The organism is Streptomyces davaonensis JCM 4913 (assembly GCF_000349325.1).
In the GTDB taxonomy this organism is placed as follows: Bacteria; Actinomycetota; Actinomycetes; order Streptomycetales; family Streptomycetaceae; genus Streptomyces; species Streptomyces davaonensis.
Map to the genome: position 1 here is coordinate 4,212,486 of NC_020504.1, position 16,616 is coordinate 4,229,101.

Genomic DNA, 16,616 nt, shown 5'->3' on the forward strand with positions numbered 1-16,616 from the left:
CACAGCGGAAGCGCGAGCCTAACCGATCAGTAACCCAGCGTCGCCTGATTTTCGGATGCCCCGGGCAACGTTATGGAACGGGAACGGGCCCCGCACCTCGAAAGGTGCGGGGCCCGTCAGGCCTCGGGCGCTCAGACGGCGGCCGGGTCCTCCTCGACGAGGAGGTTGCGCGTGCGGTTCGGGTCGACCGGAATGCCGGGGCCCATCGTGGTGGTGATGGCGGCCTTCTTGATGTAGCGACCCTTGGCGGCCGACGGCTTCAGACGGAGGATCTCCTCCAGCGCGGCGCCGTAGTTCTCCACCAGCTTGGTGTCGTCGAAGGACGCCTTGCCGATGATGAAGTGCAGGTTCGAGTGCTTGTCGACGCGGAACTCGATCTTGCCGCCCTTGATCTCGGTCACGGCCTTGGCCACGTCCGGGGTCACGGTGCCGGTCTTCGGGTTCGGCATCAGACCACGCGGGCCGAGGACACGGCCGAGGCGGCCGACCTTGCCCATGAGGTCAGGGGTGGCGACGACGGCGTCGAAGTCCAGACGGCCCTTCGACACCTCGTCGATGAGCTCGTCGGAGCCGACGATGTCGGCGCCCGCGGCCTCCGCGGCCGCAGCACGGTCACCGGTCGCGAAGACCAGGACCCGGGCAGTCTTGCCGGTGCCGTGCGGCAGGTTCACGGTGCCACGGACCATCTGGTCGGCCTTGCGCGGGTCGACACCCAGACGGAAGGCGACCTCGACGGTGCCGTCGAACTTGGTCGTGGAGGTCTCCTTGGCGAGACGGACGGCCTCGAGCGGGGCGTAGAGCTTGTCCCGGTCGATCTTGGCGTCCGCAGCGCGGAGAGACTTGCTGCGCTTGCTCACTACTGCTCCTGGGGTTTCTTTAGGAGTTGTGGTCCAGGCCGAGCAGGCCCTGCCACTACTACTGCTGGGAGGTTGGGGTTCAGCCCTCGACCGTGATGCCCATGGAACGGGCGGTGCCGGCGATGATCTTGGACGCGGCGTCCAGGTCATTGGCGTTGAGGTCGGGCATCTTCGTGGTGGCGATCTCGCGGACCTGCGCCTCGGTGATCTTGGCGACCTTGGTCTTGTGCGGCTCGCCGGAGCCCTTCTCCACGCCCGCGGCCTTGAGGATCATCTTGGCGGCCGGCGGCGTCTTGGTCACGAAGGTGAAGGAACGGTCCTCGTAGACCGTGATCTCCACCGGGATGACCCAACCGCGCTGCGACTCGGTCGCGGCGTTGTAGGCCTTGCAGAACTCCATGATGTTGACGCCGTGCTGACCCAGCGCGGGGCCGACCGGCGGAGCCGGGTTGGCGGCACCGGCCTGGATCTGGAGCTTGATGAGCCCCGTGACCTTCTTCTTCTTGGGAGGCATAGCTCTCCGGGTCCTTTCGATTCGGGTCCTGCCTCCATCCGGGGACCACCCGGACGCAGGCATACCGCACAACGATAACGGGTATGGCTGTGCGGCCAAAAACCGAGCAGGTCAGGCGATGCCTGACCTGCTCGGAAGCGTTCGTCCAGAAAGAGTCAGTTCTTCTGGATCTGGTCGAAGCTCAGCTCGACCGGGGTCTCGCGACCGAAGATCTCCACCAGACCCTTGACCTTCTTGGAGTCGGGGTTGATCTCGTTGATCGTCGCCTGGAGCGTGGCGAACGGACCGTCGGTGACGGTGACCGAGTCGCCGACCTCGAAGTCCAGCACCTGGACCTCGACCTTGCGGGCCGGAGCCGGCTTGCCCTCGGCCTCGGCGGCCTCGCGAGCGGCCTTCTCCTCGGCCTCCGGGGCGAGCATCTTGACGATCTCGTCCAGGGTCAGCGGGTACGGGTCGTAGGCGTTGCCCACGAAGCCGGTGACGCCGGGGGTGTTGCGGACGACGCCCCAGGACTCGTTGGTCAGGTCCATGCGCACCAGGACATAGCCGGGGAGCTTGTTCTGGCGGATGGTCTTGCGGTCGCCGTTCTTGATCTGGACGACCTCTTCCTGCGGCACCTCGGCCTGGAAGATGTAGTCCTCGACGTTGAGCGAGACGGCGCGCTGCTCCAGGTTGGTCTTCACGCGGTTCTCGTAACCGGCGTAGGTGTGGATGACGTACCACTCGCCGGGCAGCGTGCGCAGCTCCTCGCGCAGGGCGACGACGGGGTCGACCGGCTCGGCCGGCTCTTCCTCGGTCTCCTCGGCGACGGCCTCGTCCTCGGCTTCGGCGGCCTCGTCCTCGACGTGCACGGCCGCTTCCTCCGCGGGCTCGCCCGCCTCGGCGTCGGCAGCCTCGACCTCGTCCAGGTCCTCGTCCGCGCCCTCGACGATGTCGAGCTCATCTTCCACGGACACGCTCTCGTCCGGCTCGACGGCGTCGTTCAGGTTCTGGTCAGACACGGTGGCTGCTTCTTCCTGGTACATAGGGGTGGAACATGCGAAAAGGGGCGCCGGTAACCGCGGCGCCCTTCGCTCCTGGCTCAGCCGAAGACGTACTTGGCGGCGTGGTCGAGCCCATAGTCAATCACGGTCACCAGGCCGATCATGATGACGACAAAGACAATCACCACGGTCGTGTAAGTCGTCAGCTGACTGCGCGTCGGCCAGACGACCTTGCGAAGCTCGGCGACGATCTGCCGGTAGAAGAGGGCAAGACGCTTCAGCGGGCCCTTCTTGGCACGCTTACCGCCCTTGCGGGTCTTCTTCTTGGAATCCGGCGCCTCGTCCTGGGCATCAGGCATGTCGATGGAGCCCACGGCGTCCGTCACTCGTCCTCACCTGATTCCGGGTCGTGGCCGTGCCGCGCCCGGTCTGAGCCGCACGGCGGTGCATTGCTGTACGTACATGCGCACACATCCTGGCGAAGGTGTGTGTAGCAGGGCCGGAGGGACTTGAACCCCCAACCGCTGGTTTTGGAGACCAGTGCTCTACCAATTGAGCTACGACCCTTTGTGTGTTCCCCAACGTACCGCATCCGGACGGGTGCTCGGTGTGCACCGTATGAGTGCGGGCTGCTGAAGGCCAACGAGGTGAGAGTGTACGTGGTCTCGGGCCCCTCGTCGAACAGAAAGTGCCCGTAGGCGCCTTGGGGATGCAAGATCGCCCAGCGTGCGGGGTGGATCCGGACGGTTGTTCAGCCGTTGTTCAGTCTGTGAAACCCGCGTGCCGGGGTCGTTTCGGGTCTGGAACGATGGGCCCATGAGCGCTGCAACCCCTCCCACCGAGCGCCGGGTCTCCGCCCGAGTCGGCGCGATCTCCGAGTCCGCCACCCTCGCCGTGGACGCCAAGGCCAAGGCCCTCAAGGCCGCCGGGCGTCCGGTGATCGGCTTCGGCGCCGGTGAGCCCGACTTCCCGACGCCCGACTACATCGTCGAGGCCGCCATCGAGGCGTGCAAGAACCCCAAGTACCACCGCTACACCCCGGCCGGCGGTCTGCCCGAGCTGAAGGCCGCGATCGCCGCGAAGACGCTGCGCGACTCCGGCTATGAGCCCGACGTCTCGCAGATCCTGGTCACCAACGGCGGCAAGCAGGCCATCTACGAGGCCTTCGCCGCGATCCTCGACCCGGGCGACGAGGTCATCGTCCCGGCGCCGTACTGGACGACGTACCCGGAGTCCATCCGCCTGGCCGGCGGTGTCCCGGTCGACGTCGTCGCGGACGAGACGACCGACTACCGCGTCTCCGTGGAGCAGCTGGAGGCCGCGCGCACGGAGAAGACCAAGGTCGTCCTCTTCGTGTCGCCGTCCAACCCGACCGGCGCCGTCTACAGCGAGGCCGAGACCGAGGCGATCGGCCGCTGGGCCGTCGAGCACGGCCTGTGGGTGATGACGGACGAGATCTACGAGCACCTGGTGTACGGCGACGCCGCCGCGGTCTCCCTGCCGGGGCTGCTGCCCGAGCTGCGCGACAAGTGCGTCGTGGTCAACGGTGTCGCCAAGACCTACGCCATGACCGGCTGGCGGGTGGGCTGGGTCATCGGCCCGAAGGACGTCGTCAAGGCCGCGACCAACCTCCAGTCGCACGCGACGTCGAACGTCTCGAACGTGGCGCAGGTGGCCGCGCTCGCCGCCGTCTCCGGTGACCTGGACGCGGTCGCGAAGATGCGCGAGGCCTTCGACCGCCGCCGCAGGACGATCGTGCGGATGCTCAACGAGATCGACGGCGTGGTCTGCCCGGAGCCCGAGGGCGCCTTCTACGCGTACCCGTCGGTCAAGGGCCTGCTGGGCAAGGAGATCCGCGGCAAGCGTCCGCAGAGCAGCGTGGAGCTGGCCGAGCTGATCCTGGAGGAGGCCGAGGTCGCGGTCGTCCCGGGCGAGGCCTTCGGCACGCCGGGCTATCTGCGGCTGTCGTACGCGCTCGGTGACGAGGACCTCGTCGAGGGCGTCAGCCGGATCCAGAAGCTGCTGGCCGAGGCCAAGTAGCCCAAGCAGCCGACAGGCTCTCGCGGGGCTCCTACGAAATTTCGTAGGAGCCCCGTTCTTTGTGCGAGCAAGACCACGAACGGGGAAAGCGGTACCGGTACGGCGGTTGCGTACGGCAGGATCCTGGGATGGAGCGTGTACGTGATGTCTCTGAGCTGCCGAAGGCCCATCTGCACCTGCACTTCACCGGGTCGATGCGGCCCGGCACCGTCCTGGAACTGGCCGACAAGTACGGCGTGCGCCTGCCCGAGGTGCTCACGGAAGCCCTGACGAGCGGGGAACCGCCGCAGTTGCGGGCGACGGACGAGCGGGGCTGGTTCCGCTTCCAGCGGCTGTACGACGCGGCGCGCTCGTGCCTGCGGCAGCCCGAGGACATTCAGCGCCTGGTGCGCGAGGCGGCCGAGGAGGACCTGAACGACGGCTCGGGCTGGCTGGAGATCCAGGTGGACCCGACGTCGTACGCGCCCCGGCTCGGCGGGCTGATCCCGGCGCTGGAGATCATCCTGGACGCGGTGGAGACCACGTCGCGGGAGACGGGGCTCGGGATGCGGGTCCTGGTGGCGGCGAACCGGATGAAGCACCCGCTGGACGCCCGCACGCTGGCGCGGCTCGCGGTGCGGTACGCGGACCGGGGAGTGGTCGGCTTCGGGCTGTCCAACGACGAACGGCGGGGCATGGCGCGCGACTTCGACCGGGCGTTCTCCATTGCCCGCGAGGGCGGTCTGCTCTCCGCTCCGCACGGCGGCGAGCTGACGGGCCCGGCCTCGGTCCGCGACTGCCTGGACGACCTGGACGCCGACCGGATCGGCCACGGCGTGCGCGCGGCGGAGGACCCGCGGCTGCTGAAGCGCCTCGCGGACCGCGGCGTGACCTGCGAGGTGTGCCCGGCGTCGAACGTGGCCCTCGGCGTCTACGAGAAGCCGGGGGACGTCCCTCTGCGCACCCTGTTCGAGGCCGGTGTCCCGCTGGCCCTGGGCGCGGACGACCCCCTGCTCTTCGGCTCCCGGCTCGCGGCCCAGTACGACATCGCCCGGCGGCACCACGCCTTCACGGACGCGGAACTGGCGGAACTGGCCCGGCAGTCGGTACGGGCGTCCGCGGCGCCGGAGGAGGTCAAGGCGCGGCTGCTGTCCGGTGTGGACGAGTGGCTGACTCGCCCGGCCGCCTGAAGTGGGCGTACGGCGGATAGGGCTTGAAGCAGATCAGGACCTCGACGGGGTGTCCTCCGCCGGGCGGCTGGACCAGCGCCAGGCACCCCATCATCGTCGAGCGCCCTTTGACGACGCCCTTCTGGCGGGGCCCGAAGCCTGCCGCGCGGGCGAGTTCGGATGCGGTGTGGGCGAACACGTCCCGGCTGCCGAACAGGAAGAGCGTCCGCGCGTGGGTGGCATGCCGCAGGTCGTCGCGGTCGTGCCGCGTCTGCCAGGTCTTCGCGTCCCGCGCGGTGCGTGCCTCGTCGGTGCCGACGGTCAGCGGGGTGCCCTGGCGCATTCTGGCGCGCAGTGCGGGCCATTGGCTGGGGCGCAGACCGAGCGTGTGGTGGGCGAGGACCAGGTCGACCTGCTCGCCCACGCCCTCGTCGGGCGGGACTCCGTCGCGCAGGGGGACGTGGACGATCGTGTGCCGGGAGCAGGCGGCGAAGGAGAAGAGTCCGGCCAGCCGGTTCAGGCCGTCGTGGTCACCGAGCAGCAGGCCGATGGGGTCGGGTGCCGTCAGTGACGTGTGGCGCAGGGGGGTGCGGGGCTGGACCACGCGGTGTTCGTACGGCCCGGTACGGGGCCTGAACTCGGTCAGCCTCAGTCGCATGTGCGATGCCTCATCTGCCTCATGGCATCAGGGTCACGGTCGGGCGTCGTCCGGCGCAACGGAGATTCCGCCCAGCAGGGTCCGGGCGAGCCGGGCGGCGAAGTCGTCCACGGGCGGGCGTTCGCCGTCCGGGGTGGCGTCGTAGGCGAAGGCGCGCTGGGCGCAGGCGCCGAGGAGCAGGGAGGCGGCCGCGAAGGTGTCGGCACCCGCGCGGACGCGGCCCGCGGTCTGCTCGGCGCGCAGATAGGCGTCCAGGGCCTCGATCGGCAGGTGCGGGCCGGCGCCGATCTTGCGCAGCGCGTCGTCGTGCCGCCGCTTGAGCTGTGCCTCGGCGTACAGGGAGGCGGCGATCGGGAAGCTCTGCTCGTAGAAGAGGGCCGCCTGCCGGGCGATCCGGGTCAGGTTGCCCTCCAGGGTGCCGGTCCCGGGCTCGGCCGTGAGTCCGCTGAGCAGGGGCGTCAGCCGGGGCAGCCGCTCGCTGAGGACCCGGACGAACAGCTCTTCCTTGCTCTCGAAGTACTTGTAGAGCGCGGCCTCGGAACACCCGGCCGCCTTGGCGATCTCCTTGGTGGTGGCCCGGCCGAGCCCGACGGTGAGCATCAGGTCATGGGCGGCGTCGAGGATGCGGACGCGGGCGGGCTTCTGCGCGGATTCCACGGATGGGGACCTTACCGGGGTTGACGGGTGGGTGAGTACTTACCCACTCTAGAGACAAAGTGGGGGTGAGTGAATACTCACCCACCAACTCACGGTGTAGTGGGGAGAAGCCATGAAGCTCACGGTGTTCGGTGCCACCGGCGGCATCGGCCAGGAAATCGTCCGGCAGGCGCTGACCGCCGGGCACCAGGTGACGGCGGTCGTACGGGATCCCGCGCGGCTCCCGGTGACGGGCGCGGGCCTGGAGGTGTTCCGCGCGGATCTGACCGACCCCGAGGCCGTACGCCCCGCCGTGACCGGCCGCGACGCCGTCCTGTCCGGTCTCGGCGCCCGCAGCCGCAAGGACGCCGGAGTCACCACCCGGCTCACCCGCGCGGTGCTGCGGGCCATGGAGGCCGAGGGCACGCGGCGGCTGCTGGTGGTGAGCGCGGCCCCGCTCGGACCGGCCGCGCCGCAGGACGGCCCGCTCGACCGCGCGATGCGTGCCATGGTCTCCGCGGTCCTCAAGGGCGTCTACGACGACCTCAGGGAGATGGAGGCGGAGCTCGCCCGCAGTGCCGTGGACTGGACCTCGGTGCGTCCGCCCCGCCTCCAGGAAAAGCCGCTCACCGGGATGTACCGCACGGTGGTCGGCGGCACCCCGGCCAGGAGCCGCTTCATCGGCCGCGCGGACGTGGCGCACGCGATGCTGGCGATGACCGAGGACGCGGGGACGGTGAAGCAGGGGGTGGGTGTGGCCTACTGAACTCTGCGCGCTAGAGGCTTACGCCGACCGTCACCGGCTCGTTGACCAGCGTGATCCCGAAGGCCTCGCGGACTCCGCCGACGACCTCGCGGGCCAGCGCCAGCAGGTCCTCGGTGGTCGCCGCGCCCCGGTTGGTGAGGGCGAGGGTGTGCTTGGTGGAGATCCGCGCGGGCCCGCTGCCATAGCCCTTGGTGAAGCCCGCCTTGTCGATCAGCCAGGCGGCGGAGGTCTTGGTGCGCCCCTCCCCCGCCGGGTAGGCCGGGGGCTCCACGCCGTCGCCGAGCCGCTCCTGCACGCGCGCGCGGAAGGCCGCAAACTGTTCGTCGGTGAGGATCGGGTTGGTGAAGAACGATCCGGCCGACCAGGTGTCGTGGTCCTCGGGGTCCAGGACCATGCCCTTTCCGGCACGCAGCTTCAGGACGGTCTCCCGCGCGGAGGCCAGCGGCACCCGGTCACCGGGCTCGACGCCAAGGGCACGGGCGGTCTCGGCGTACTTGATCGGCCCGGACAGCCCGTCGGCGTCCTCCAGCTCGAACCGGACGCGCAGGACGACATACCGCTCGGGGTCCGCCTTGAAGCGGCTGTGACGGTAGGAGAAGGCGCACTCCTCGTTCGTCAGCGTGACGGTCTCGCCGCTGCGTCGGTCGTAGGCGATCACCTCGGTGATGGTGGAGGAGACCTCCTGGCCGTACGCGCCCACATTCTGGATCGGGGTCGCGCCCGCCGAGCCGGGGATGCCGGCCAGGCACTCGACGCCGGCGAGTCCGGCCTCGACGGTGCGGGCGACGGCGTCGGTCCACACCTCGCCCGCGGCGAGCTCCATGCGCGTGCCGACGATTTCGAGGCCCTTGGTGGCGATGACCAGCGCGGTTCCCTCGAAGCCCTTGTCGCCGATGACCAGGTTCGAGCCGCCTCCGATCAGCAAGAGCGGCGTGCCCGCGGCGTCGGCCTCGCGGACGGCGGCGATCACCTCGGCATCGGTGGTGGCGGTGACCAGCCGGGTGGCCGGTCCGCCCAGCCGGAAGGTGGTCAGCGGGGCGAGCGGGGCATCGTGGAGTTCCTGCACGCGCTCAAGGGTACGAGAACGGCCCCACCGCTCAGGGCAGGGCCGTCTTCGGTACGACATCCAGGGCTCAGCTCAGCCGGCGGGCGGCCTCGGCCCAGTCGAGCGGGAGCTCGTCGCTCCTGGCCGTCCAGGTGGCGAACTTCGCGTCCCGCATGAGGGGGGCCAGGCCCCGGGAGGTCGGGGCGTGAGTGCCGGAGCGGGCGAAGGTCTTGAGGGCCTGCGGCGACTCCCAGGCGGACAGGGTCCAGAAGGTCCGCTTGAGCGGCTGCGCCTTCAGGGTGGCGCCGTACGCGCCGGGCGCCCGGCTGACCTGCCGCCACACGCCCGGGGTGCGGAGGAAGAACTTCAGCGCGCCCCAGCGGCTGCGAGTCTCGAAGCGGGAGGCGAAGACATGCACCTCGGTGCCGGTGGGCGGGGTGTTCGGGACGGTCCAGGGAAGGGTGGGCATGGTGTCCTCCTCAGCGGCCGACGGTCTCGAGTACGGGGGCGGGTGTCTCCGGGCTCTCGATGCGCTCGGCGCGCTTGCGGCCCGGGATGCACAGGGCGGCGACTCCGGCGACGGCGACCAGCGAGGCGCCGGTCACGAGGGCGGGCTTCAGTCCGTCGACGAAGGTCTGTCCGGTCTCGTAGCCGCCCTGGGCCGCGAAGATCGACGACATGATGGCGATGCCGAGCGCGCCGCCCACCTCGCGCAGCGCGTTGTTGGCGCCGGAGGCGATGCCCTGTTCCGAGGCCCGGACGCTGGACATGACCAGGGCGGAGGCGGGTGCGAAGAACAGGGCCATGCCGACGCCGCTGATGACGAGGCCGGGCAACTGGATGCCGTAGGAGGCGTCCGCGGTGATGACGTAGGACAGGTAGCCGAGGCCCGCGGCCTGGAGGAAGAGGCCGGTGGCGACGACCGGGCGGCCGCCGATCCGGTCGGAGAGGATGCCGGCGATCGGCGCGACCAGCATCGGCATACCGGTCCAGGGCAGCATCCGCAGTCCCGCCTCGGTGGGCGAGTAGCCGAGCACGCCCTGCATGTACTGGCTGAGCAGGAAGATCGAGCCGAACATGCCGAGGAACATCAGCATGCTCGCGGCGTTGATCCCGGAGAAGGCGCGGGAGCGGAACAGCCGCATCGGCAGCATCGGGTTCTTGGCGCGGGTGCTGTAGAGGACGAAGCCGACGAGCAGGGCGCCGCCGGCGAAGAGGCCGGTGAGGACCAGGGGCGCGGTCCAGCCGTCGGCGGGGCCGCGGACCAGGCCGTAGACGATGCCGAAGAGGCCGCCGCTGGCCAGGAGGGTGCCGGGGACGTCGAGCGGGGCGCCGGTGCCGTGCGACTCGGCGAGGCGCAGCCGGGCGAGCGGGAGCAGGATCAGGCCGAGCGGAACGTTCAGCCAGAAGATCCACTGCCAGGAGATGTGTTCGGTGAGGCTGCCGCCGATGAGCGGCCCGGAGGCGACCGCAAGCCCGTTGACCGCGCCCCAGATCCCGAACGCCATCCCGCGCTTGGCGGCGGGCACGGCGGCCGTCAGCAGGGTCAGCGTCAGCGGCATCATGATCGCCGCTCCGACGCCCTGCACCGCGCGGGCGGCGATCAGGGAGTCGATGCCGGGTGCCATGGCCGCGGCGGCGGAGGCGCCGGTGAAGATCGTGATCCCGACGAGGAAGAGCCGGCGGCGCCCGAAGCGGTCGCCGAGCGCCGCGCCGAACATCAGCAGGACGGCGAAGGTGAGCGTGTAGGCGCTCACCGTCCATTCCAGGTCGTGCAGTCCCCCGCCGAGGTCCTCCCGGATGGAGGGCAGCGCGGTGGTGACGACCAGGTTGTCCAGGGCTGCCATGAATCCGGCGACGCTGGTGATGACGAGGGCCCAGACGGGTCCTCCACGAGGTGCGGTCTGCTGTGACATCTCTCCCCCAGAGGGTGTTCAGCCAGTTCGGTTAGTAATTGATGACTAACTTCTGCGATCATGAAAAGGCGCCGGAACGCCTTCCTTGTGCCTCAGTGTTCGAGCCGCCCCTTGGTGCGGGCGGACGGGTAGAGCCCCTCCCACACCCGGTGCTCGGGCGGGAATCCCATGGCGACCAGGCAGTTGACGAGCATGCCGTACGCCATGAAGGTCGTCGTCTCGTCGATGTCGGCCCCGAGCGGCAAGTGAACGGTGTCCCACAGCCGCATCCAGCCGTCGCGCACCGCCGCGCCGAACTCGTGGTCACCCTCCTCCTCGGCAGCCCCCACGGCGACGTACGTCTGCATCTGCATGAGCAGCCGCTCCGGGTGCTCGGCGATGACCTGGGTGTACGCGTTCGCCATGGCATGCAGGGCCTCTTCACCCTCCAGCCCCTTGGAGGCCTCGGCGAAGGTACGGATGGTCTCCTCGACGCAGCGAGTCGCAGCCGCCAGGAAGATCGCCTTCTTGCCCGGGAAGAGCCGGAAGAGGTACGGCTGCGACACCCCGACCCGCTTGGCGATCGCCTCGGTCGACGTGCCGTGATAACCGCCGCGGGCGAACTCGCTCATCGCCGCGCGGATGACGCTCTCGCGCCTCTCTTCTGCGCTCATCCTGACCATGAGAAGTAAGTTAGTACTCAATCACTAACTTCGTCAAGGGCTGGGGTACCACTGGTGTGAGCGGTCGGGGACCCAGCAGTAAGGGGCGCCCCACGAGGGAGGACGCCCCTTACATCGCAGCCACGCGTGCGTGCCGTCAGGCCAGGCGTACGACCGCCCGGGACATGCCCAGTACCTTCTGGCCCGCGCTGGTGGCCGTCAGGTCCACGCGGACCGTGTTGTCGTCGAGCTTGGCCGCGACCTTGCCGCTGACCTCGATCGTGGCGCCCTGGTCGTCGTTCGGGACGACGACGGGCTTGGTGAAGCGGACGCCGTACTCGACGACCGCGCCCGGGTCACCGGCCCAGTCGGTCACCACGCGGATCGCCTCGGCCATGGTGAACATGCCGTGCGCGATGACGTCCGGCAGCCCGACCTCCTTGGCGAACTTCTCGTTCCAGTGGATCGGGTTGAAGTCGCCCGAGGCGCCCGCGTACTGGACGAGCGTGGCACGAGTCACAGGGAACGTCTGCGCGGGCAGCTCGGTGCCGACCTCGACGTCGCCGTACGAAATCTTCGCCGTCATGGTGTTGCTCACGCCTCCTCGGCCGCGCGGGCGACCAGCTTCGTCCAGGCGGTCACAACGTGCTCCCCCGCCTCGTCGTGGACCTCGCCGCGGATGTCCAGGATGTCGTTGCCCGCGAGGGACTTGATCGCCTCGATGGTCGAGGTGACCGTCAGCCGGTCCCCGGCGCGCACCGGACGGGCGTAGGCGAACTTCTGGTCGCCGTGCACCACCCGGCTGTAGTCCAGGCCGAGCTGAGGGTCGGCGACGACCTCGCCGGCCGCCTTGAACGTGATCGCGAAGACGAAGGTCGGCGGGGCGATCACATCGGGGTGGCCGAGCGCCTTGGCGGCCTCCGGGTCCGTGTACGCAGGGTTGGCGTCCCCCACCGCCTCCGCGAACTCACGGATCTTCTCGCGGCCGACCTCGTAGGGATCGGTGGGCGGATAGGTCCGCCCGACGAAGGACTGGTCGAGCGCCATGGGCTCGGCACCTCCTGGTGTCTGCTGTGACTTCCCGGTCTGCTCTGAGCTTGCCGGAGCCGGGCCCGAGGGGGGTTACCGCTCGGTTCCGGCCGACGAAACGACGCGAGGCCGCCCCCTGTTACGGGGACGGCCTCGCGTACGAGCCTGATTTATCGCGTCTCGCGGTGCGCGGTGTGCGCGTTGCAACGCGGGCAGTGCTTCTTCATCTCCAGTCGGTCCGGGTTGTTACGCCGGTTCTTCTTGGTGATGTAGTTCCGCTCCTTGCACTCCACGCAGGCCAGCGTGATCTTCGGGCGGACGTCGGTGGCAGCCACGTGAGTGCTCCTTGACGAACGGATAGGATTGATTTAACGCAAAGAAGAGTAGCCGATCGAAGGACCGACCCCACAATCGGCTACTGTCAGTAGCGGTGACCGGACTTGAACCGGTGACACAGCGATTATGAGCCGCTTGCTCTACCGACTGAGCTACACCGCTGTGATGCGATCAGTTCCCGTCTTGCGACGGGAACCTTTCACACCAGAGCCCCAAAACGGAATCGAACCGTTGACCTTCTCCTTACCATGGAGACGCTCTGCCGACTGAGCTATTGGGGCGAGCGATGAAGACATTACACGCTCCGCCGCCGTTCACCCAAATCCGTTTCGCGGCACCCTCGGCACCCGGATCGGCGCCCCGATCCGGCGGGCTTCCCAGGCGCCTCAGCCGTCACCGCCAGGGCCCCTTCCCGCAGCTCTCGCACGCCGGACCACACCGGTACGACTATTGCGCTCCTCCCGGCCGCGAGCGGATCACCACCCTAGGCTCGACTCACTCTGCGTGATCTTGCGTCCCGGCGCGGTTCCGCGCATAGGAGCGGTTCCGCGCGTAGTACCCCGAGCACGTCGCAGTCCCGAGCACCGAGCACCTGGAGCGCGATGCCCGACAGTCAGCCCCAGCCGCCCCACTCGTCGTCCTCCTCGTCGTCCCCGGGGCCGTCCGGGCCGTCCGACCCGGCCGCTCTGCTGCTGTGCGGGGCACGCCTCACCGACGGCCGCACCGTGGACGTCCGGCTGGGCGGCGGGCGCATCGAGGCGGTGGGCACGGCCGGGAGCCTGACGGCGAGCGGCACGCATGCGTGCGGCGCGCGCGTCGACCTCACCGGCTATCTCCTCCTCCCGGCCCCCGCCGAACCGCACGCCCACGGCGACACCGCTCTCTCCGCCGACGCGGGCGGTCCGGTCTCGTACGACCCCCAGGACGTCCAGCGCCGGGCGACCGAGGCCGCCCTCCTCCAGCTCGGCCACGGAGCTACGGCGGTCCGCGCGCACGTACGCGTGGGCGACGTCCAGGGCCTGGGCGCCCTGTCCGCCGTCCTGCGCGCCCGGCGTTCGCTGCGCGGGCTCACCGAGCTGACCGCGGTGGCGATGCCCCGGCTGCTGACCGGCGTGGCCGGCGCGGACGGTCTTGCGATGCTGCGGGACGCGCTGAAGATGGGCGCGTCGGTGGTCGGCGGCTGTCCCGACCTGGACCCCGATCCGACGGGCTATGTGGAGGCGCTCCTGGAACTGGCCTCCGAGCACGGCTGCCCCGTCGACCTCCACACCGATGCCGACGACCCGGCCCGCCTGTCCCGACTGGCGGCGATGGCGGGCGGCCTGCGCCCAGGAGTGACCCTCGGCCCCTGCGGCGGCCTCGGGCGCCTGCCGGCCGACGCGGCATCCCGCACGGCCGACCAACTCGCCGCCGCCGGCGTGACCGTGGTGTGCCTGCCCCAGGGCGGCTGCGGCGGCGTGGAGCGCCGGGGCTCGGCTCCGGTACGGCTGTTGCGGGCGGCCGGGGTGCGGGTGGCGGCCGGGAGCGGCTCCCTGCGGGACGTGTCCAACCCCGTGGGCCGCGGCGACCCCCTGGAGGCGGCGTACCTCCTCGCCTCCCGCTACGGCGTCGGTCCCGAAGACGCCTACGACACGGTGAGTTCGGCCGCCCGGACGGTCCTCGGCCTCCCCGAGATCCGCGTCGAGGCGGGCTTCCCCGCCGACCTGCTCGCCGTACGCGGCGACCGGCTCTCGGGCGCGCTGTCGTTGGCGTACAGCCGCATCGTGGTCCACCGGGGGCGCGTGGTGGCGCGGACGAGCGCGGTGCGGGAGTACTGCAACTCGGCGGCGGCAGTGGAGTTGGGGCTGCCTCGGCAGGGGCGGGGGGAGGTTTCCTGATGGCGCGCGGGGCCGGGCAGGGGCGCGTGTAGTTGGGGACGCGCGGGGCGTGTGAATCGAGTTGCACGCCGGGCGTGCGGGATTCGGTGTGCGCGGGGCGCAGGGGAATTGGGGTGCGCGGGCGTGACGGGCGCGCGCCGTGCTCGGGGGGGGGCGCTTTCCGGGCCGGGCACGGCTGAGCGCGGCAGGGCGTGACGGCGTGCGGCAGGGTGCGATGGCGCGCGATTGGGTGAGCGCGAGCCGGGCGCGGGGCGCCGAGGGAACTCGTGCGGCGAATGCGGCCGTCCGGGCGTACGGTCGAAGACATGCGCATTGTCATCGCTGGTGGTCATGGTCAGATCGCGCTGCGTCTGGAGCGGCTGCTCTCCGCGCGCGGGGACGAGGTCGCGGGCATCATCCGCCGTGCCGATCAGGGCGACGATCTGCGGGAGGCGGGTGCCGAACCGGTGCTGCTGGACCTGGAGTCGGCAACGCTGGAGGAGGTCGCGGCGCATCTTCAGGGTGCGGACGCGGCGATCTTCGCGGCGGGCGCCGGACCGGGCAGCGGGGCGGCCCGCAAGGAGACGGTCGACAAGGACGCGGCGATCCTGTTCGCGGACGCGGCGGTACGGGCGGGCGTGAGCCGGTACGTGGTCGTGTCGTCGATGGGCGCGAACGCCAAGCACGAGGGCAGTGAGGTCTTCGACGTCTACCTGCGGGCGAAGGGCGAGGCGGACGAGTACGTCCGCGGCCTGGACGCCCTGGACTGGACGATCCTGCGCCCCGGCATGCTGACGAACGACGCCGGCACCGGACTGGTCCGTCTGGAGGCCCACACGGGCCGTGGCCCGATCCCCCGCGACGACGTGGCCGCCGCCCTGGCGGAGCTGATCGACACCCCGGCCACGGCCGGACTGACCCTGGAACTGATCAGCGGCTCAGCACCGGTGACGGTCGCGGTGAAGTCGGTCGCGGGCAACTGAGGCCGCCTCAGAACAACGGCAGCTGACCGGGCATCTCGGGCACGACGTACCCGTCCAACGACGGCTGCGCGGCCCCGAGTTCGGCCATGCGCCGCGACCCGGGGCACGAAACGAGCTCTCCGCTCCCCCGAGCTCCGGCCGGATCATGCCGGGCGAACCGCCCAGCCACCACAGCGATCTCCCGACGGCACTCGGGGCAACTCCTACGACGAGCGGACATGCGCCCAGTGTGCCTGGCCCCTGTCCGCCGACCGAGGCGGCCGCATACGAAGAGACCCCCTCCGGATCGTGTTTCCACAATCCGGAGGGGGTCTTCCCCAAAGTGGCGGCGCCAGGATTCGAACCTGGGAAGGCTGAGCCGGCAGATTTACAGTCTGCTCCCTTTGGCCGCTCGGGCACACCGCCGGGGGTTTGCTGCCGTTCGAACGGCCTCTCGGCCGCGCTCCCTGGCAACGACGTAAACAATACCCGATGCGGAGGGGTGCTTCGCCACCCGATTGATCTCGGCCCCGGGGACCGGGGGTGGCTAGGCTTGTCCGGATGCGGCCCGGGATCTTTGCCGGGCTCGGCGGTCGCCCCCACGTACGCCGATACGCACCCGACACGGACCCCGATACAAGGAGCCACAGGACATGGCCGACTCCAGTTTCGACATCGTCTCGAAGGTCGAGCGGCAGGAGGTCGACAACGCCCTCAACCAGGCCGCCAAGGAGATCTCCCAGCGCTACGACTTCAAGGGCGTGGGCGCCTCGATCTCATGGTCCGGTGACAAGATCCTCATGGAGGCGAACTCCGAGGACCGGGTGAACGCTGTCCTCGACGTCTTCCAGTCCAAGCTGATCAAGCGCGGCATCTCGCTGAAGGCCCTGGACGCGGGCGAGCCGCAGCTCTCCGGCAAGGAGTACAAGATCTTCGCGACGATCCAGGAGGGCATCTCCCAGGAGAACGCCAAGAAGGTCGCGAAGATCATCCGGGACGAGGGCCCCAAGGGCGTGAAGGCCCAGGTCCAGGGCGACGAGCTCCGGGTCAGCTCCAAGAGCCGCGACGACCTCCAGGCCATCATCGCCCTCCTGAAGGGCAAGGACTTCGACTTCGCCCTTCAGTTCGTCAACTACCGGTAATCCGCTACCGGTAATCCGCGAGAGAGGGTGGGCACCTGGCGGGTGCCCACCCTTCCCGCCTGCTGGCTGCGGTTCGGGGGCTGTGCT

At 70.0% G+C, this 16,616-nt stretch carries 20 protein-coding genes and 4 tRNA genes; 6 read left to right on the plus strand and 18 right to left on the minus strand.

Annotated elements, in window-relative coordinates:
• Positions 1-131 precede the first annotated feature (131 nt).
• The 5 genes from rplA to BN159_RS18330 form a co-directional block, all read right to left on the minus strand.
• On the minus strand, positions 132-857 hold the full coding sequence (rplA, locus tag BN159_RS18310) for a 50S ribosomal protein L1 (RefSeq protein WP_015658482.1): 726 nt from the start codon (positions 855-857) through the stop codon (positions 132-134).
• Between the two features lie 79 nt (positions 858-936).
• Complete coding sequence (gene rplK / locus BN159_RS18315) at positions 937-1,371, minus strand: 50S ribosomal protein L11 (RefSeq protein ID WP_015658483.1); 435 nt, start codon at positions 1,369-1,371, stop codon at positions 937-939.
• A gap of 155 nt (positions 1,372-1,526) precedes the next feature.
• Positions 1,527-2,372, minus strand: a complete 846-nt coding sequence (gene nusG, locus BN159_RS18320; protein ID WP_041819489.1) for a transcription termination/antitermination protein NusG — start codon at positions 2,370-2,372, stop codon at positions 1,527-1,529.
• An 80-nt stretch (positions 2,373-2,452) separates the two neighbouring features.
• Positions 2,453-2,740 (minus strand): preprotein translocase subunit SecE, encoded by a 288-nt coding sequence (gene secE, locus BN159_RS18325; RefSeq protein ID WP_015658485.1) that lies wholly within the window; start codon positions 2,738-2,740, stop codon positions 2,453-2,455.
• Positions 2,741-2,848: 108 nt separating this feature from the next.
• Positions 2,849-2,921, minus strand: a tRNA-Trp gene (locus BN159_RS18330).
• Between the two features lie 249 nt (positions 2,922-3,170).
• Between BN159_RS18330 and BN159_RS18335 the strand changes: the two genes are divergently transcribed.
• Both BN159_RS18335 and BN159_RS18340 read left to right on the plus strand, forming a co-directional pair.
• Positions 3,171-4,394 (plus strand): pyridoxal phosphate-dependent aminotransferase, encoded by a 1,224-nt coding sequence (locus BN159_RS18335; protein ID WP_015658486.1) that lies wholly within the window; start codon positions 3,171-3,173, stop codon positions 4,392-4,394.
• Between the two features lie 128 nt (positions 4,395-4,522).
• Positions 4,523-5,563, plus strand: coding sequence for an adenosine deaminase (locus BN159_RS18340; RefSeq protein WP_015658487.1), 1,041 nt, complete (start codon positions 4,523-4,525; stop codon positions 5,561-5,563).
• Here the strand turns inward: BN159_RS18340 and BN159_RS18345 are convergent.
• The gene (locus tag BN159_RS18345) at positions 5,508-6,200 is read right to left on the minus strand and encodes a hypothetical protein (protein ID WP_015658488.1); all 693 of its coding nucleotides are present in this window, start codon (positions 6,198-6,200) and stop codon (positions 5,508-5,510) included. The two genes, BN159_RS18340 and BN159_RS18345, sit on opposite strands and share 56 nt — an antisense overlap.
• A 33-nt stretch (positions 6,201-6,233) precedes the next feature.
• Positions 6,234-6,857, minus strand: a complete 624-nt coding sequence (locus tag BN159_RS18350; RefSeq protein WP_015658489.1) for a TetR/AcrR family transcriptional regulator — start codon at positions 6,855-6,857, stop codon at positions 6,234-6,236.
• A 112-nt stretch (positions 6,858-6,969) separates the two neighbouring features.
• Here BN159_RS18350 and BN159_RS18355 point away from each other — a divergent pair, with 112 nt between their 5' ends.
• Positions 6,970-7,602: an NAD(P)-dependent oxidoreductase gene (locus tag BN159_RS18355; RefSeq protein ID WP_015658490.1), complete on the plus strand. Its 633-nt coding sequence runs from the start codon at positions 6,970-6,972 to the stop codon at positions 7,600-7,602.
• 10 nt (positions 7,603-7,612) lie between these two features.
• On the opposite strand, the gene BN159_RS18360 is transcribed toward BN159_RS18355, so the two are convergent.
• From BN159_RS18360 to BN159_RS18400, 9 genes are all read right to left on the minus strand, one after another.
• Entirely contained in the window at positions 7,613-8,728 is a 1,116-nt protein-coding gene (locus BN159_RS18360) for a UDP-N-acetylmuramate dehydrogenase (RefSeq protein ID WP_015658491.1), read from the minus strand.
• A gap of 7 nt (positions 8,729-8,735) precedes the next feature.
• Positions 8,736-9,116 carry a DUF3291 domain-containing protein gene (locus BN159_RS18365; RefSeq protein ID WP_015658492.1) on the minus strand — a complete coding sequence of 127 codons (381 nt, stop codon included), beginning with the start codon at positions 9,114-9,116 and terminating at the stop codon, positions 8,736-8,738.
• A 10-nt stretch (positions 9,117-9,126) separates the two neighbouring features.
• Positions 9,127-10,563 (minus strand): MFS transporter, encoded by a 1,437-nt coding sequence (locus BN159_RS18370; protein ID WP_015658493.1) that lies wholly within the window; start codon positions 10,561-10,563, stop codon positions 9,127-9,129.
• A gap of 92 nt (positions 10,564-10,655) precedes the next feature.
• A complete protein-coding gene (locus tag BN159_RS18375) occupies positions 10,656-11,225 on the minus strand; it encodes a TetR/AcrR family transcriptional regulator (protein ID WP_015658494.1) in 570 nt (189 codons plus the stop codon).
• 136 nt (positions 11,226-11,361) lie between these two features.
• Positions 11,362-11,790 (minus strand): MaoC family dehydratase, encoded by a 429-nt coding sequence (locus tag BN159_RS18380; RefSeq protein WP_015658495.1) that lies wholly within the window; start codon positions 11,788-11,790, stop codon positions 11,362-11,364.
• Between the two features lie 8 nt (positions 11,791-11,798).
• Positions 11,799-12,251, minus strand: coding sequence for a MaoC family dehydratase N-terminal domain-containing protein (locus tag BN159_RS18385; RefSeq protein WP_015658496.1), 453 nt, complete (start codon positions 12,249-12,251; stop codon positions 11,799-11,801).
• Between the two features lie 152 nt (positions 12,252-12,403).
• Complete coding sequence (rpmG, locus tag BN159_RS18390; protein WP_003948671.1) at positions 12,404-12,568, minus strand: 50S ribosomal protein L33; 165 nt, start codon at positions 12,566-12,568, stop codon at positions 12,404-12,406.
• A gap of 90 nt (positions 12,569-12,658) precedes the next feature.
• Positions 12,659-12,731, minus strand: a tRNA-Met gene (locus BN159_RS18395).
• A 46-nt stretch (positions 12,732-12,777) separates the two neighbouring features.
• Positions 12,778-12,850, minus strand: a tRNA-Thr gene (locus BN159_RS18400).
• Positions 12,851-13,171: 321 nt separating this feature from the next.
• Between BN159_RS18400 and BN159_RS18405 the strand changes: the two genes are divergently transcribed.
• Positions 13,172-14,446 carry an amidohydrolase family protein gene (locus BN159_RS18405; RefSeq protein WP_015658497.1) on the plus strand — a complete coding sequence of 425 codons (1,275 nt, stop codon included), beginning with the start codon at positions 13,172-13,174 and terminating at the stop codon, positions 14,444-14,446.
• Between the two features lie 305 nt (positions 14,447-14,751).
• Positions 14,752-15,408 (plus strand): SDR family oxidoreductase, encoded by a 657-nt coding sequence (locus BN159_RS18410; RefSeq protein ID WP_015658498.1) that lies wholly within the window; start codon positions 14,752-14,754, stop codon positions 15,406-15,408.
• A 7-nt stretch (positions 15,409-15,415) separates the two neighbouring features.
• Here BN159_RS18410 and BN159_RS47095 read toward each other — a convergent pair whose 3' ends face one another.
• Both BN159_RS47095 and BN159_RS18420 read right to left on the minus strand, forming a co-directional pair.
• A complete protein-coding gene (locus BN159_RS47095) occupies positions 15,416-15,628 on the minus strand; it encodes a hypothetical protein (RefSeq protein WP_041819493.1) in 213 nt (70 codons plus the stop codon).
• 103 nt (positions 15,629-15,731) lie between these two features.
• Positions 15,732-15,813, minus strand: a tRNA-Tyr gene (locus BN159_RS18420).
• Positions 15,814-16,040: 227 nt separating this feature from the next.
• Between BN159_RS18420 and BN159_RS18425 the strand changes: the two genes are divergently transcribed.
• Positions 16,041-16,529, plus strand: a complete 489-nt coding sequence (locus tag BN159_RS18425; RefSeq protein WP_015658499.1) for a YajQ family cyclic di-GMP-binding protein — start codon at positions 16,041-16,043, stop codon at positions 16,527-16,529.
• Positions 16,530-16,616 lie beyond the last annotated feature (87 nt).

Excerpts from the sequence above, each read along its gene's own strand:
- rplK (WP_015658483.1), bottom strand. The coding sequence starts at position 1,371 with ATGCCTCCCAAGAAGAAGAAGGTCACGGGGCTCATCAAGCTCCAGATC.
- BN159_RS18335 (WP_015658486.1), top strand. The coding sequence starts at position 3,171 with ATGAGCGCTGCAACCCCTCCCACCGAGCGCCGGGTCTCCGCCCGAGTC.
- BN159_RS18340 (WP_015658487.1), top strand. The coding sequence starts at position 4,523 with ATGGAGCGTGTACGTGATGTCTCTGAGCTGCCGAAGGCCCATCTGCAC.
- BN159_RS18345 (WP_015658488.1), bottom strand. The coding sequence starts at position 6,200 with ATGCGACTGAGGCTGACCGAGTTCAGGCCCCGTACCGGGCCGTACGAA.
- BN159_RS18355 (WP_015658490.1), top strand. The coding sequence starts at position 6,970 with ATGAAGCTCACGGTGTTCGGTGCCACCGGCGGCATCGGCCAGGAAATC.
- BN159_RS18360 (WP_015658491.1), bottom strand. The coding sequence starts at position 8,728 with ATGTCGTACCGAAGACGGCCCTGCCCTGAGCGGTGGGGCCGTTCTCGT.
- BN159_RS18365 (WP_015658492.1), bottom strand. The coding sequence starts at position 9,116 with ATGCCCACCCTTCCCTGGACCGTCCCGAACACCCCGCCCACCGGCACC.
- BN159_RS18370 (WP_015658493.1), bottom strand. The coding sequence starts at position 10,563 with ATGTCACAGCAGACCGCACCTCGTGGAGGACCCGTCTGGGCCCTCGTC.
- BN159_RS18375 (WP_015658494.1), bottom strand. The coding sequence starts at position 11,225 with ATGGTCAGGATGAGCGCAGAAGAGAGGCGCGAGAGCGTCATCCGCGCG.
- BN159_RS18380 (WP_015658495.1), bottom strand. The coding sequence starts at position 11,790 with ATGACGGCGAAGATTTCGTACGGCGACGTCGAGGTCGGCACCGAGCTG.
- BN159_RS18385 (WP_015658496.1), bottom strand. The coding sequence starts at position 12,251 with ATGGCGCTCGACCAGTCCTTCGTCGGGCGGACCTATCCGCCCACCGAT.
- BN159_RS18405 (WP_015658497.1), top strand. The coding sequence starts at position 13,172 with ATGCCCGACAGTCAGCCCCAGCCGCCCCACTCGTCGTCCTCCTCGTCG.
- BN159_RS18410 (WP_015658498.1), top strand. The coding sequence starts at position 14,752 with ATGCGCATTGTCATCGCTGGTGGTCATGGTCAGATCGCGCTGCGTCTG.
- BN159_RS47095 (WP_041819493.1), bottom strand. The coding sequence starts at position 15,628 with ATGTCCGCTCGTCGTAGGAGTTGCCCCGAGTGCCGTCGGGAGATCGCT.
- BN159_RS18425 (WP_015658499.1), top strand. The coding sequence starts at position 16,041 with ATGGCCGACTCCAGTTTCGACATCGTCTCGAAGGTCGAGCGGCAGGAG.